General features: G+C 53.6%; 13 protein-coding genes and 1 other annotated feature (1 of these 14 only partly in view). Of the genes, 3 read left to right on the top strand and 10 right to left on the bottom strand.

The annotated features are described in order from the left end of the window. Positions 1–45 precede the first annotated feature (45 nt). The 8 genes from NST08_RS09235 to lspA all read right to left on the bottom strand — a co-directional run bounded on the left by NST08_RS09235 (position 46) and on the right by lspA (position 8,575). Positions 46–1,344, bottom strand: coding sequence for a dihydroorotase (locus NST08_RS09235; protein WP_341341698.1), 1,299 nt, complete (start codon positions 1,342–1,344; stop codon positions 46–48). A gap of 123 nt (positions 1,345–1,467) precedes the next feature. After that, a complete protein-coding gene (locus tag NST08_RS09230) occupies positions 1,468–2,382 on the bottom strand; it encodes an aspartate carbamoyltransferase catalytic subunit (protein WP_007129493.1) in 915 nt (304 codons plus the stop codon). Position 2,383: 1 nt separating this feature from the next. Continuing rightward, entirely contained in the window at positions 2,384–2,944 is a 561-nt protein-coding gene (gene pyrR / locus NST08_RS09225; RefSeq protein ID WP_007129492.1) for a bifunctional pyr operon transcriptional regulator/uracil phosphoribosyltransferase PyrR, read from the bottom strand. A 315-nt stretch (positions 2,945–3,259) separates the two neighbouring features. Next, on the bottom strand, positions 3,260–4,513 hold the full coding sequence (locus NST08_RS09220) for an LL-diaminopimelate aminotransferase (RefSeq protein ID WP_213614216.1): 1,254 nt from the start codon (positions 4,511–4,513) through the stop codon (positions 3,260–3,262). 127 nt (positions 4,514–4,640) lie between these two features. Next, on the bottom strand, positions 4,641–6,605 hold the full coding sequence (gene abc-f / locus NST08_RS09215; protein ID WP_007129490.1) for a ribosomal protection-like ABC-F family protein: 1,965 nt from the start codon (positions 6,603–6,605) through the stop codon (positions 4,641–4,643). A 150-nt stretch (positions 6,606–6,755) separates the two neighbouring features. Next, a complete protein-coding gene (locus NST08_RS09210; RefSeq protein ID WP_007129489.1) occupies positions 6,756–6,908 on the bottom strand; it encodes an RAxF-45 family protein in 153 nt (50 codons plus the stop codon). Positions 6,909–7,097: 189 nt separating this feature from the next. Next, entirely contained in the window at positions 7,098–8,066 is a 969-nt protein-coding gene (locus NST08_RS09205; protein WP_007129488.1) for an RluA family pseudouridine synthase, read from the bottom strand. Then, entirely contained in the window at positions 8,066–8,575 is a 510-nt protein-coding gene (lspA, locus tag NST08_RS09200) for a signal peptidase II (protein WP_007129487.1), read from the bottom strand. The genes NST08_RS09205 and lspA overlap by 1 nt, the downstream gene beginning before the upstream one ends. A gap of 221 nt (positions 8,576–8,796) precedes the next feature. On the opposite strand from lspA, the gene NST08_RS09195 reads away from it, so the two are divergent. Continuing rightward, complete coding sequence (locus tag NST08_RS09195) at positions 8,797–9,537, top strand: TraR/DksA C4-type zinc finger protein (RefSeq protein ID WP_007129486.1); 741 nt, start codon at positions 8,797–8,799, stop codon at positions 9,535–9,537. Positions 9,538–9,627: 90 nt separating this feature from the next. Here NST08_RS09195 and NST08_RS09190 read toward each other — a convergent pair whose 3' ends face one another. Then, entirely contained in the window at positions 9,628–9,969 is a 342-nt protein-coding gene (locus tag NST08_RS09190) for a DUF5665 domain-containing protein (RefSeq protein ID WP_007129485.1), read from the bottom strand. Between the two features lie 1,080 nt (positions 9,970–11,049). Here NST08_RS09190 and NST08_RS09185 point away from each other — a divergent pair. Both NST08_RS09185 and NST08_RS09180 read left to right on the top strand, forming a co-directional pair. Further along, on the top strand, positions 11,050–11,346 hold the full coding sequence (locus tag NST08_RS09185; protein WP_007131733.1) for a transposase: 297 nt from the start codon (positions 11,050–11,052) through the stop codon (positions 11,344–11,346). A gap of 11 nt (positions 11,347–11,357) precedes the next feature. Continuing rightward, positions 11,358–12,218, top strand: a complete 861-nt coding sequence (locus tag NST08_RS09180) for an IS3 family transposase (RefSeq protein WP_341342622.1) — start codon at positions 11,358–11,360, stop codon at positions 12,216–12,218. A gap of 345 nt (positions 12,219–12,563) precedes the next feature. On the opposite strand, the gene ileS is transcribed toward NST08_RS09180, so the two are convergent. After that, positions 12,564–15,653 (bottom strand): isoleucine--tRNA ligase, encoded by a 3,090-nt coding sequence (ileS, locus tag NST08_RS09175; protein ID WP_007129484.1) that lies wholly within the window; start codon positions 15,651–15,653, stop codon positions 12,564–12,566. Between the two features lie 65 nt (positions 15,654–15,718). Further along, positions 15,719–15,854 (bottom strand) — a binding site (T-box leader); it runs 144 nt beyond the window's last position.

The raw sequence follows: 15,854 nt of genomic DNA, 5'->3' as shown, positions 1-15,854 counted from the left end.
TCATCTATGTGTAATATATTTTATAGGTCAATTGCCTAAGTGTTACTAAAACCCGCCTTGTTCGGACCACTTCACTTCGCCGTCGACCCAAGTCATAACCGGCCAGCCCTTCAGCTTCCATCCGGTAAACGGGGTGTTGCGGCCTTTCGTCGCAAACGTTTCAGGGTTCACTTCCTTCTCCGCATTCAGATCAATCATGGTCAGGTCCGCAGCGGCGCCGGCTTTCAGCACGCCGCTGTCCAGTCCGAACACGCGAGCCGGGTCGCTGGTCATCCGGCGTACCAGGAGCGACAGATCCCATTTCCCCGTGGCGACGAACTTCGTGTAGAGCAGCGGGAAGGCTGTTTCGAATCCGACGATGCCGAACGGTGCCAACTCCATCCCCTTCGCTTTCTCCTCGGCGCTGTGCGGCGCATGATCGGTTACGATCATGTCCAGCGTTCCATCCAGAAGCCCTTCGATGCAAGCCTCTACATCGCGCGGCGAGCGCAGCGGGGGATTCATTTTCCAGTTCGCGTCAAGGCCCGGAATATCTTCATCCGACAGCACCAGATGGTGCGGGCAGACCTCGGCCGTTACCGAAATGCCGATCGCTTTCGCCTGGCGGATCAATCTGACCGATTGCTCCGTGCTCACGTGGCACACATGGTAGTGCACGCCCGTAGCTTCCGTCAGCAAAATGTCGCGCCCGACGTGAATCGCCTCCGATTCGTTCGGGATTCCCTTCAACCCGTGGCGCTCAGCGAACTCCCCTTCGGTTACGCAAGCGCCTTTCACCAGCGAGTCATCCTCGCAGTGGGCGATGACCGGCATGCCGAGCACCTTGGCCTTTCTCATCGCATCCTTCATCATTTGCGCATTCTGAACGCCGACGCCGTCATCCGTAAATCCGATGGCCCCGGCTTCCTTCAAGGCTTCGAAATCCGTCAGCTCGCGTCCAAGCTCGTTCTTCGTGATGGCCGCGTATGGCAGCACCTTCGCCAGATTCGCTTCGCGCGCTTTATCGAGGATCAGCTTCACCGTCTCCGGCGTATCGGTTACCGGTCTTGTATTCGGCATGCAGGCGATCGTCGTGAATCCGCCCTTAACCGCCGAGCGGCTGCCGGTTTCGATCGTTTCCTTATGCTCATAGCCCGGCTCTCTTAAGTGCACATGCATATCGATGAATCCCGGCGTGACCAGCTTGCCCTCCGCATCGATGATTTGTGCGCGGGAATCTTGCGGCAGATCCGCCAGTTCACTGACCACCGCTTCAATCAACCCGCCTGCAATTACGATATGTTTAAGTTCCAGCTGCCCCTGCTCATTGATCACATTTGCATTTTTAATGACTTGCATCTGCATCTTAAGATTCCCCTCCGAAAGCGAAGCTTCGATTCGCTTCTTTGTATATTGTATAATAAAAATTCATATTTGTGTATATTTATTAATCCCGATTTCATTTCTTACCGTTTTATGCCGCTTCAATTACCCTTTCATCGCCCGTTCCATAACCGCCATCCGGATCGGAACCCCGTTGGACATCTGCTTGAAAATCATCGATCTCGGGCTTTCCACCACCGCATCGTCGATCTCCACATTCCGGTTGACCGGTGCCGGGTGCATGATAATGGTGTGGCCGGCCAGCTGCGCGGCCCGCTCTTCCGTCAGCCCGTATTGCTCCCGGTATTCGCTGCTCGACTTGAACAGCCCTTCATTGTGGCGCTCCAGCTGAACCCGCAGCATCATGACCACGTCGGCCTTCAGCGCCGTTTCCATCGAAACGTAAGGCGCATATTGCGCAAGCTCCGGAGCCTGCATCGACTCGGGTGCGCAGAACTGTACGCTCGCGCCGAATTTTTGCAGGGCCCATAGGTCGGAGCGGGCCACCCGGCTGTGCTTGATGTCGCCGATGATCGATACGGTCAGCCCTCTCAGCTCGCCGAAGCACTTTCGCATCGTATACAGATCCAGCAGAGCCTGCGTCGGATGCTCATTGTTTCCGTCGCCGGCATTGACGAGCGGGATCGATACCCGCTCGGCCAGCTCCTGCAGAACGCCTGCAGGCTTCAGCCGGATCACCCCCGCGTCGACGCCCATCGACTCCAGCGTGCGTACCGTATCGTAGATGGATTCTCCCTTCTCGACGCTCGAAGCGGCCGCCGCGAAGTTCATCACCTCGGCCCCAAGACGCTTCTCGGCCATTTCGAAGGAAAATCTCGTTCTCGTGCTGTTTTCGAAGAACATGTTCACTGCAAATTTCGATTGGAGAACCGGAATCACTTTGTCCGTTTGCGCTTCCCAGTAAGCTGCACGGTCCAGGATCGATGCGATCTCATCCCGGCTGATATCCTTTAATCCCAGCAGGCTGCGTTCTTTCAAAGAAATGGCCGTTGTCGTCATATTATCGTTCCTCTCTGTGGCTGATGGTCACTTCGTCCTTGCCGTCGATTTCGCTCAGCGACACCGTAATTTCCTCCTGCTTGGAGGTCGGAACATTCTTCCCGATATAATCCGGTCTAATCGGCAGCTCGCGATGACCGCGGTCTGCCAGCACCGCCAGCTGGATCATTCTCGGACGGCCGCAATCCATCAAGGCGTCCATCGCCGCCCGGATCGTCCGTCCGGTGTACAGCACATCGTCAAACAGAATCACTTTCTTGTCGTGAATGTCCAGATGCGCCAAACTTTGCTTGGCCCCTTCGCCTGCGCCGGCAGCCGCTCCTTTGCTGTCACGGTCATCCCGGTAAGAGGTTACGTCGATCTCCCCCCAAGGGATCGGGGTGCCTTCAATGTCGTTCATCCGCTCAGCAATTCGCTGGGCCAGGAAAACGCCGCGCGTACGGATACCGACCAGCACGCAATCCTCAATCCCCTTGTTCTTTTCCAATATTTCATGGGCAATTCTTGTCAGCGCACGGCGGATCGCCGTCTCGTCCATAATGACATGCTGTTCACTGCTCATCCTTGTTTCCTCCTTATTCACTTCTTGGATTAGCCCTTAACCAGTCTGTTGAAATCAACCAGATTCATACACACAAAAAAACTCCTTGCCCGCTGGGCAAGGAGTTGATCTCACAGAGATAGGCAGGCAGCAGCAACCGTCCGCAGACAGAGCTATGCCTCCACAAAAATGAACCTCGGTTCACGTTACCTTGCCAGCCTCACGGGACTGATTTAAAGGTGCTATTCGATTGATCTCATTATGACAGACCCCATAAGAGTTGTCAACTGCGATCATGTCGAATAAAGTCATGAACCAAACCCAAAATTTTACCAATCAGAATTCAAACTCGACGTCGCTGAGCCTTCTGCGGATTTCAGAGATGACGCGCCGTTCCTCCTCTTCCCCGTTCGCGATAAAGGTTACGGAAAACCGTACGAAATGGCCGGCATCATCCCAAGGTACCGTCGAGATCAGCTTTTCGCGGATCAAGTATTGTGAGAAGTCTTCGCCGGATTCAAAGCGGCGTCCGCCTTTAATGCCTTTAGGGGCTTCAACATATAGGAAGAAGGAGCCCTTCGGCTTCTCGGCCGTAAAGCCAAGCTCGTTCAGCATCTCCACCAGCATATCGTGACGGCGGGAATACTTCTCTGCGATCTTCTCCGTAATTTGCGGATTGTCCAGGCCGTAAGCGGCAGCCTTCTGAATCGCGATGAACTGGCCGGAGTCGTTGTTGTCCTTTACATCGCCGAACGCTTTGACGACAAGCGGGTTACCGGCAACAAAGCCGATGCGCCAGCCGGTCATGTTATAGGATTTGGACAAGGAATGCAGCTCCACACCGACATCCTTCGCCCCGGGCACCGACAAGAAGCTGAGCGGCTTCAGGCCATCAAAGGTCAGCGCAGCATATGGAGCGTCATGCACCACGACAACGCCGTATTTGCGGGCCCACTCAACGACCTCGGCGAAAAATTCGTAGGTTGCGCTTGCCCCCGTCGGATTATTCGGGTAATTCAGATAAAGCAGCTTCGCCCGGCGTGCGATATCTTCCGGAATGGAGCTGAGGTCCGGCAAGAAATCATTCTCCTTCTTCAGCTCCACATTATATACTTCGCCGCCCAAATATTTAGTATGCGTACCGAGCACAGGGTATCCCGGAACGGTCATAATCGTGACGTCGCCGGGATTGATAAAGCATGACGGCAGCATGGCAAGCGCCGGCTTGGAGCCGATGGAATGGAGCACCTCCGTGGCCGGATTGATCCCTTCCACACCGAATACGTTTTTCAAATAGCGGACAGCGGCTTCCTTGAACTCGGCAATTCCGTTATCGGCGTAACCGCGGTTTTCCGGCTTAGCCGCTTCTTCGGCCAGCTTCGCTACGATCCCGGCGTCAGCCATCTCGTCCGGTTCGCCGACGCCCATATCGATCAGCTCCGTATCGGGATGCTCCAGCTTCGCGGCAGCTTTGGCTCTTTTGATCTTCTCGAATTTATAAATGGCTGTGTCTTTACCGTAGTTAGCACCGCCGATTCGATCGGCAAAGTTCTGTTGAATATACGTTTCCTGATATTTATCGATGCTCATCGTTTGTACTCATCTCCTGCTTATACAATCCAATTTTTAATTTAAATATGCCGTAAATGGACTGCTGGAGCCATGTATTTTGTATCAGATGATTTGTACTTTTTCTAATTGGGAAAATGCGTCAGCATCACGAGAGCTCAAGCCATTCTGCCAGCAGACGGTCATGCATCGCCGATAAAGACTCCCGCTCCTTCCAGCGTTCCTCCAATGTTGCGAAGTCCTCCTCGCTCTCCGGATTAGCTTCTCCTTCAATCGCTTCATCCAGACGCTGGATTCGCGTTTCGAGCTCCGCGATTTCCTTCTCCAACCGCTTCATTCGGTCCATAGCAGACGGCTCTATAATTGAATCAGCCGTTGAAGCTTTCTTTCTGCGCCGATCCTCGGCGGACAGCTGCTGCGCCAGCTGCTTCACCGGATCGCTTGCCTCTGTCTTTGAGGTTCCTTCCGCTTTTACCAAAGCAAGCTGCTCCTTCTTGGCACGGAAATCATCGTAGCTCCCTAAGTAGGCAGTCAAACGGCCTTTTTCCAGCTCCCATATCTTCTCGCCGATCCGATTGACGAAATACCGGTCGTGGGAGATGACAAGAATGGTGCCCGTGAATTCCTGCAGAGCATCCTCCAGCGCCTCCCGGGATTCGATATCGAGGTGATTGGTCGGCTCATCCAAGAGCAGCAGATTCGGCTTTCGATGGATCAGCACAGCCAGCCTCAGCCTCGTCCATTCCCCGCCGGATAACTGGCCCACCGCCTTGAAAACCGCCGGACCGTAGAACAGGAAACGGGCCAGCTTGCCGCGTGCCTCCCCTTCACCGATCCCGGCATGCTGCCGGAAGAATTCGAGGACGCTTTCCTGCGGATTCTCCGGCTTCTCTTCCTGGGCAAGATAACCTGCGTCCACGCGGGCGCCCAACTCAACGGAGCCCTGAGCAGGCGTGAGTTTGCCGAGCAGCACCTGGAACAGTGTCGTTTTTCCGCTGCCGTTCGCCCCCATGAGCACGATTTTCTCCCCAAATTCCAACAGCCCCGATACGCCATGCAGTACAGGCTCATCACCATAAGCGTGAACAACCTGCTCAAAGCTCACCACCCGGCGTCCCGTCCGTTCCTCAGGATTCAGGTCAAAATCGGCCGATCTGCGCTGCAGTACCGGCCGTTTGACCGGCTCCATCCGCTCCAGTGCCTTGCGCATCGAGGCAGCCCGCTTGAAGAACTTCTCGTTTCCGCCGATCCGTCCCCACTCTTCCAGCTGCCGAATCGATTCCCTCATCTTCTTGACGATCTTTTGCTGCTCTTGGTACTGCTCAAACTGCTGGAGCAGCCTTGCCTCCTTCGCTTCCATATAAGCCGTATAGCCGCCAGCGGCCGTAAAGGCCTCCCCGTCTTCCAGCTCTATGGTTCGCGTCGCCACGCGGTCCAAAAAGTACCGATCATGCGAGATGACGACACAGGTGCCGGAATAATCACGCAAAAATGATTCAAGCCATTCGGTGCGCCGCAAATCCAGGTGATTGGTCGGCTCGTCAAGCAGGAGCAAATCAGGCTTCACGATAAGCTGGGAAGCCAGCATCACCCGGGTCTTCTCCCCGCCCGATAAGGCACTGAATGGAAGATCATAAATCGACTGGGAAATATCGAGCCCCGATGCGATTCTGTCGATGCTCGCCTCCATCTCATAGCCTCCCCCGCGTTCAAACTGCTCCTGGAGCACCGCATACCGCCGGAGCAGCCGCTCCAGCTCTTGGGCATCCCCGGCAGCCGCCGGATCGCTCATCCGAGACTCCAGCTCGGCCATCGCCGACTTGCATTCCTTCAAAGACCGCAAGCCGTAGGACAGGACATCCCACACCGTCCAATCCTTCGTATCCTTTGGAATCTGCTCCAGGTATCCTACCTTTGCATCCTTCTTGATCGCTAAACGCCCTTCACTCGGCTGCTCGATTCCGGCCAGAAGACGCATCAGGGTTGTCTTCCCGCTGCCGTTTCGTCCGATCAGCGCTAATTTCTCGCCTTCGCGGACTTCAAACGATATATGGTCCAGCACCAGATTGGCGCCGTGGTAATAAGTTAACTGTTGTGCATCAATCATATTCATTCTAGGCTTCCTCCTGTACCGGCATGACCTGTAATGATAAAGCCATGCCGAATCCGTATTTTGGAGAAGACCTCGCCCGGAATGCAAAAAGGTCCCGCAGAGCAAGCTCCGCGAGACCTAAGGATACTAAACAGCCCGATTAATCAGGCTTCATCCGTACAGGCAGGCAGGTGACTTCTCGATGGTGAATTCCGTATGCTTAAAAATGGACAGACCTCTCCCGTTGTCGGAAAAAGCATGAACAATGCCAGCCATTGCCATAGGTAGCTGGCTAATACGGTTGTTCACCATCTCGATATTCATCCTGCCTCACCTCCTTCATTCAAGTTATCGACAATATACCATATTGCCAAATGATAGCGCAAGTCTGTGTATGAACGGCTGCCCGAATAGGGTAAAAAGCCTGGACACTGACCCCGGCAGCGTCTGTACTGTCATTGACCTTTTGATCTTTTTTTGGGAGCACCGCAGGAACCAACAAAAAAAGAACCGCTAACGGCTCTTTAAAATCGTCAGCAGTTCTTCCATGTCCTCCGGCATAGGTGCCGAGAACTCCAAATATTGTCCGCTTGCAGGGTGGACGAAGCCGAGCACGGCCGCATGCAGCGCTTGTCCGTTCAGCTTGATTCCCTTGCTCTTGCCATATACCGGATCTCCAACAAGGGGATGGCCGATATATTTCATATGCACCCGGATTTGGTGCGTTCTCCCCGTCTCCAGCTTCAGCTCGAGCAGGCTGTAATCGCCGAATCGCTCAACAACGGTAAAGTGCGTCACCGCATGCTTGCTGTTCCGGTCCGTGACTGTATACATTTTGCGATCCTGCGGATCCCGGCCGATCGGCGCATCGATCGTTCCCTGATCGTGGCTGATGTTGCCATGCACCAGTGCCAGATAGCGCCGGTTCACGCTATGCTCCTTCAGCTGGGCGGCCAGAGACGCGTGCGCCTTATCATTCTTGGCGGCCATGATCAGCCCTGTGGTGTCCTTATCGATCCGATGGACGATCCCCGGACGGAGCTCGCCGTTAATGCCGGATAGATCCTTGCAGTGATGCATCAGTGCGTTCACCAAGGTCCCTGATACATGGCCGGGGGCCGGATGAACCACCATCCCTCTTGGCTTGTTGACCACGATAACGTCACGGTCTTCATATGCAATGTCGAGCGGAATATCCTCCGGAACAATCTCGACGACCGATGGGGCCGGTATGGTCAGCGCAATCCGGTCTCCTTGGCTTACCTTGTAATTGGCTTTCACCGGCGAATCATTGACTAGGACATGCCCATCGGCAATCCACAACTGGACCTGAGATCGCGACACATCTTCAGCCAGTCCATCGGTGATGTATTTATCGATCCGGGTCTTGGCGGACTCGGCGTCGACGATCCATTCCTGAACGTCCTGCTCCTGCTCGTCCGAATCTACCACATGATCTGTACGCTGCCCGTCCTGCAACATTACTCATTCCCTTCCGTGCCAGAAACTTCTCTTGATGTATTGAGCTTATTGAGCTTCTCCCGTCTTCCATCCAGAATGGTATCCAGAATAATCAGGCCAACGCCAATCACGATACAGGAATCGGCAATGTTGAATATCGGGAAGGTGTAGCTGCCGAAATTGAATTGCAGAAAATCGACAACCTCGCCCATCAGCAGACGGTCGATAAAATTCCCCAAGGCACCGCCGAGCACAAGCGCAAGCGCTGTCGGCAGCAATTTGCGGCCTTCCTTCGTCATTTTGCGCAGATACCATACAATACCGGCCACGACAGCTATCGTTACGACGATAAAAAACCACAGCTGGTCCTGTAGAATACCGAATGCGGCTCCACGGTTCCGGCTGGATGTAATCAAGAAGAAATTGCCGATAACCGGGATCTGCTCATACATTTCCAGCCTCGAGGCGATCAGATATTTAGTGCCCTGATCGATAAGAAACATTACCAATGCAATCAAATAATATACCACTCGTTTATGTCACTCCGATCTTTACATCTGCCGGTTCGTCCCCGAGTCAACAAGCTCCCCGCAGGACCGGACAGTAACTCGTCTTATTGTAGCACAGGGGCTCGGACAACGTCCATTCCTCTCCAATGGGGTGAACATTTTCCGTCAGTAAAACGAACCCACACAGCGCACTATATAGGTAAGAACAAGAAGGTCAACTTCGGACCGGAGAGGAGCCTAACATGTCGCATCTTACTCAGGAACAACTAAGGACCCTGCAGCAGAAACTGATGGAACGGAAGGCTGAGCTCGAATCACGGATGGTACACAACGACCAGCATGGGCTCGGCGAATCGGAGCGGGATAATACGGGCGAGTTATCCCATATCGACAACCATCCCGGAGACTTGGGCACCGAGGTCTACGAAAGGGGGAAGGACCTTGCGCTTCAGGACAGGGTGGATCTTGAGCTGCAGCGCGTCATTTTCGCGCTAGAAGCCATCCATCACGGGCGATACGGTACTTGCGAGACCTGCGGTCAGCCGATTCCGTATGAACGGCTTGAAGTGCTTCCCGATACCAAATATTGCGTTGAGCATACACCGAAAACGGAAATTTCCAGAGACCGCCCGGTTGAAGAAGAGGTGCTGGCTCCCGCCTTCGGCAAGTCCAGCATGGACGAGCATGAGTATGCGGCCTTCGACGGCGAGGACGCCTGGCAGATTGTTGAGAGCTGGGGGAACTCAAACTCGCCGGCTTTAGCGGAAGGGAATAATATTGACAGTTATAACGAAATGGATATTGAGCATGAGGATGATTTGGGCGGTTTTGTTGAAGTGTATGAAAACTTTGTGGCCACCAACATCGACGGGTCGGAAGTGTTCATCGTCCGCAGTCCGCAGTACATCGACTACCTGAATCGGGGCGAAGGAAGCTACCTGCTGGATCCTCATGCGGAGTCCGACGACGATTCGCTTATCTAATTGCTCGTGAGCGGGACCGGCAGCAAGCTTACGGAATACCTCTGGCTGCCGGTCTGTACATACGCCCAAGCCTCCTAATGCCCGGCCGCCTTACCGAAGCTCCAGCTGCCGCTGCACAATGCGCACAATATCCGCTATATAGTCCCCGATAATCGGGAGATTTAGCGCGCCAAGGGCTTGAAGCACATAAATGATCGTAGCGGCGAAAAATGTAAACCCAAGCGCAATTCCCACCCCGCGTGCCGTCCCCGCCAGCAAGTTGGTTCCGATCAGCCGCCATGGCCGATTCAGAAGCTGCGTATAATCCGCGATCCTCGACTTTTCAAGTTGCTGTGCGATATCCGTAAGCATCCGGTGGATGGCGTTCAAGCGCTCCTCCTCGTTCATTTCCGCATGCTCCGCTGGATCCTTCGTATCCTTGCGTTCCGCCATGACACCGCTACCTCCTTATACACTGGACAGCCTCGGCTATTGCGGGCTTAGTCGTTTCCCTTGTTCCCAAAATAGTGCATAACATGCTCGTCGTATTCGTCGCATCCCACAAAAAATACATGGATAGTATACGTCCGCTGCAACCGTATCATTCTTCAAAGATTGCCGGCAGCGAACCAAAACAAGAGGTTACTTCTGGAGGGGAAAACCGCCTTCGTTGTTCGAGCAAGTCCCTTTTAGGCTTCTGGTGCAAAAACTGCCCTCTTTAGACCAAACAAGTCCCTTTTAGGTACGTCTGGTGCGAAAACCGCCCTCTCTGGACCGAGCAAGTCCCTTTTAGGTACTTCTGGTGCGCAAACCGCCCTCTCTGACCGGAACAAGTCCCTTTTAGGTACTTCCGGTGCGGAAACCGCCCTCTCTGACCGGAACAAGTCCCTTTTAGGTACTTCTGGTGCGGAAACCGCCCTCTCTGACCGGAACAAGTCCCTTTTAGGTACTTCTGGTGCGAAAACCGCCCTCTTTGGACCGAGCAAGTCCCTTTTAGGTACTTCTGGTGCGAAAACTGCCCTCTCTGGACCGAGCAAGTCCCTTTTAGGTACTTCTGGTGCGAAAACTGCCCTCTCTGACCGGAACAAGTCCCTTTTAGGTACTTCTGGTGCGGAAACCGCCCTCTCTGACCGGTACAAGTCCCTTTTAGGTACTTCTGGTGCGGAAACCGCCCTCTCTGACCGGAGCAAGTCCCTTTTAGGTACTTCTGGTGCGGAAACCGCCCTCTCTGACCGGAACAAGTCCCTTTTAGGTACTTCTGGTACGGAAACCGCCCTCTCTGACCGGAACAAGTCCCTTTTAGGTACTTCTGGTGCGGAAACCGCCCTCTCTGACCGGAACAAGTCCCTTTTAGGTACTTCTGGTGCGGAAACCGCCCTCTCTGACAGGAACAAGTCCCTTTTAGGTACTTCTGGTTCGGAAACCGCCCTCTCTGACCGGAACAAGTCCCTTTTTGCAGCTAGAATAAAAAGTGGACACCCCTTAGTGATAAAACGATAATGAAACAAAGCAGACGAGAGGGTGTCAAAAAAAATGAGTGGCAATAGACAACATTACAACGAGACATTTAAGCGTGAAACCGTAAAGTACGTGCAAGAACAGTCGAAGACGCTGGAGCAGATCGCCGATGAGTTGAACATTAATCCAGGCACATTACGCAACTGGGTCAAAAAGTATCGAACATTCGAGCACGAGCCTGTCAATCATGGGGAAACCTTACGTCAGCAAACCCAACTTATCGAAGATCAGAAACGCGAAATTGATGATTTGAGAGAAGAAATTGCGATCCTAAAAAAGGCCATGCACATCTTCAGCAAAGAAAAGAACTAAGGTTCCAGTTTATCGAAGATCATCGCTCCGAGTTTCGATTGGAGAAGATGTGCGTTCTCTTTCACGTGTCTCGGAGCGGTTATTACAAATGGCGTACCTCTGAAGCTTCTGAACGGGAAAAACGTAAGGCAACGCTGGCTGAACGTGTGAAATGGCACTTCTATGACTCCGATGAAACCTACGGCAGTCCCCGAATACGAAACGAGCTGGTGAAGGAAGGATGGACGGTATCGGAACGTACGGTGGGCCTCATTATGCGCGAACATGGCCTTCGTTCATGCATGGCCCGTAAGTTCCGAGTGGTTACGACCGATTCCAAGCATGATCTCCCGATTGCCCCTAACGTGTTGGAACAAAATTTCAAAGCCACAAAGCCCAACGAAAAGTGGGTCGCTGACATCACGTACATCCCCTGCCGCCAAGGGAAACTCTACCTTGCGAGCATCCTGGATCTGTACACCAAACAAATCGTCGGTTGGAAGCTAAGCGATCGGATGACCACAGACCTTACCCTCGATGTCCTAAAGATGGCGTATGCTGCTAAGAAGCCTCCGAAGGGATTGATTCACCATTCCGACCGCGGTTCGCAATATGCCGCTAAAGAGTACCGTGAACAGTTGAAGCAATTTAACATGAAGCCCAGTATGAGCCGCAAAGGAAACTGCTACGACAACGCCTGTATTGAAGCGTTTCACAGTATCCTAAAGCGAGAATTCATTTACAGCAAACCTAAGTTTAAAACAAAAGAGGAAGCCGGGCAGAAGCTGTACCGGTACCTTGAATTTTTTTACAACCGAAAACGTTCTAACAGTACGATTGGGTATATGTCCCCGGTGCGTTTTGAGCAGTGCTATTACGAGTGCATAGCTTAGCTTAGAGGTGTCTACTTTCTTGACAGAAGAGCATTTAGGTACTTCTGGTGCGGAAACCGCCCTCCCTGGACCGAGCAAGTCCCTTTTAGGTACTTCTGGTGCGAACAATCGCTCACATTTGCCCAGTTCAGCCAATACAAGTTCTTTTAGGCTCCAATATAAAAAAGACCATGGAGGCCGCTTTGCCGCTCCATGGTCTTGTCGTTCTTATAAAGATTCGCGTTCAGGATTATAAGCTCTTGGCGATACTGCCCTGTCTTATTGATCCGAATTTAAGCAATCATCCCGAATTTCGTAATCATCCGGAATCTCGCAATCATCAGGACTTTCGCCTTCATACCGGATTTAAGCAATGGAAATCCCGATTGTCTTTCCACCGAGCTCAACCCGTTCCATATCGCCCGCTTTGCCGAAATGCAGCTCATTGACGAGCACATTCTCGCGCAGCACTTGTTCGAATGCCGTAATCGCCGCCTTCAGTTCCTCATCCGTATCCAGCGTCAGATTGACACGCTTCTCGATCGCGAGGTCCAGCTTCTTCCGGGTGTCTTGCACGGCCCGCACGACCTCGCGCACCCAGCCTTCCTGCTCAAGCTCAGGCGTAATGTCGGTGTTGAGGGCTACCGTCAATCCATAGCCGGACGCGGAAGCGAAGCCTTCCTTCGCTTTTTTCTCGATCAGCAGCTCTTCCGACGTAATCTGCAGCTCTTCCCCATCCGGCGAAGTGACGTTCACGCCGCCGTTCTGAACGACCGCACGCGTTTCATCGCTGCTCATGCCCTTCAGGAAGCCTTGCAGGAAGCCGACATTTTTACCGTACTTTTTGCCCGCCACCTTCAGGTTCATCTTCAAGGTAAAATCAACAAAGCCGCTGTCGCTCGTTTCCACGATGATTGACTTCACATTGATTTCGTCCCTGATGATCGCCTCATACCCGGCAAGATCAAATTGGCGATCCATCGAGATAATCAGCTCGGAGAGCGGTTGACGTGTCTTAATGCCGGTCTCGTTGCGGACATTGCGGGCAAGCTCGACGATCTGTCTTGCCGTCTCCATGTCCTGCTCGAGCGACTTGTCGATCAACGCTTCGTCCGCTTCAGGGAAGTCGGCCAAATGCACACTCTCTCCGCCGCCAAGGTTTACGAAAATATCCTCTGACAGCATCGGCGTAAACGGAGCCATCAGTTTGGCAACCGTCAGCAGCACATGGGTCAGCGTTCCGTAGGCGGCCAGCTTATCTTCACCGAGGCCGCTGCCCCAGAAGCGGTCCCGCGAACGACGGATATACCAGTTGCTCAGCTCATCGACAAACGCTTCGATCGCTTTCGCCGCATTCAAGAAGTCGTTCACCGACAGCCCTTTGTCCACGACTTGAATCAAGCTGTTCAGGCGGGACAGAATCCAGCGGTCGAGCTTGTTGTCCGAGCCCTTGAATGGATGCTCCGCCGGATTGTAGCCATCGATTCCGGCATACAACGTCAGGAAGGCATGGGTGTTCACAAGGGTATCGATGACCTTCGACTTGGCTTCCCCTACGATGCCCTTGGAGAAGCGTTTGCTGTTCCATGGCGCACTGTCGGCAAGCAGTGCCCAGCGGAACGCGTCGGTGCCGTATTCCTCGATGATTTCCCAAGGATCGATGACGTTTCCTTTGGATTTGGACATTTTTTGCCCGTTCTCGTCCAGGATATGCCCCGTAGCCATAACCGCCTTATATGGCGCCTTGCCCGTAAACAGCGTCGATACCGCGAGCAAGCTGTAGAACCAGCCCCGTGTCTGGTCAATCCCTTCGCAGATCATATCGGCAGGGAACTGCTGCGCGAATTTCTCATTATCCTCGAACGGATAATGGTACTGCGCGAACGGCATCGATCCACTGTCAAACCAGACGTCGATCACTTCGGAGGTCCGTTCCATGACGCCGCCGTCGCAATGCGGGCATTTCACCTTGACTTCATCCACGTACGGCTTATGCAGCTCCAGATCCTCGGAGACCTCGCCTACCGCTTGGGCACGAAGCTCCGCGATGCTGTGCGGCGCAAATTGTCCGTCGCATGTTCCGCACACCCACACGTTCAGCGGCGTTCCCCAATACCGGTTCCGGCTGATATTCCAATCCACCAGATCCTCAAGGAACTTGCCAAAGCGGCCTTCGCGCACATGGCCAGGATACCAGGTCACCTCGTTGTTGTTCGCGATGAGCTGATCCTTGACCGCGGTCGTTTCGATAAACCAGCTTTCCATTGCATAGTAGAGCAGCGGCGATTTGCAGCGCCAGCAGAACGGATAGCTGTGCTCGTACTTCTCTTTGCTGTACAGCAGCCCCTTCTCCGAAAGGGTCTTCACGATGTCCAGATCGCAATCCTTCACGAAGCGTCCGGCAAAATCCGTGACCTCGTCCGTATACCGTCCCTGACCGTTTACGACGCTTACGAAGCTGATGCCGTTCTCACGGCATACGCGGTAGTCGTCTTCCCCGTGGGCCGGAGCCATGTGCACGATCCCCGTACCGCTTGCATCCGTAACAAACGATGCTCCGACAACGATATTCGCCTTTTCGGCCTTCACATAGGTGAAAGGAGGTGTATAAGATTGGCCGACCAGCTCGGAGCCTTGGAGCGTAGACAGGACGGTGTACTCGCCCTTCATGACGTCTTCCACCAGGTTTTTCGCCACGATGTAGATGCCGTCCTCCTGCTGGACACGTGCATATTCCATATTCGGGTTCACCGCAAGCGCGACGTGGGATGGCAGGGTCCATGGCGTCGTCGTCCATGCAAGGATGTACTCACCGCTGTCATGCAGCTTGAACTTCGCCGTTGCACTCAAATCCTTCACATCTTCATAGCCCTGGGCCACTTCGTGGGAGCTCAGCGTCGTCTGGCAGCAAGGGCAGTACGGGCTCACGCGGTGGCCGCGGTACAGCAGCCCCTTGTCATGAATCGTCGCCAAAATATTCCATACGCTCTCGATATAGTTGTTCTCCAGCGTAATGTAAGGGTGGTCCAGATCGGTCCAGTAGGCAATCGCTTCAGTCAGCTCGCGCCACTTATGCTCATATTCGAACACGCTGGCTTTACATTTCTTGATGAACGCCTCTACGCCGTAATTCTCGATCTCCTGCTTGCCGGAAATGCCAAGCTGCTTCTCAACGCCCAATTCAACCGGAAGCCCGTGCGTATCCCAGCCCGCTTTGCGGACAACATGGAAGCCCTTCATCGTTTGGTATCGGCCTACGAAATCCTTGATTACCCGGCCTAACACATGGCCGATATGCGGTGCACCGTTAGCTGTCGGCGGCCCTTCATAGAAAACATAGTTCGGCTTGCCCGCCCGGCGCTCGATCGACTTCTTGAACGTGTTCTCCTTATTCCATTTGTCGAGGATGCGAAGCTCTCTGGCCCGCGCCTTCTCTTTCACGTCTACTCTGTTCATTGCAGATCTTCCTTTCACTAATGTGAGTAAAGTTCCTCAAGGGAATAAAAAAAGGCCCTCATCCCGAAAGGGACGAGAACCTGTTCTCGCGCTACCACCCTAATTCCGCCCGCAAACCCAGCCGTGAACGACTGTCCCGGGCGACACCTCAATGTCCATGCCTATAACTACCGGCACGGTCCGATATAACGTTCGGCGGAC

This window comes from Paenibacillus sp. FSL K6-1566, assembly GCF_038050475.1.
Classification (GTDB): Bacteria; Bacillota; Bacilli; order Paenibacillales; family Paenibacillaceae; genus Paenibacillus_AQ; species Paenibacillus_AQ lactis.
Note: the sequence above shows the minus strand (reverse complement) of the source record. Positions and strands in the feature narration are given on the sequence as shown.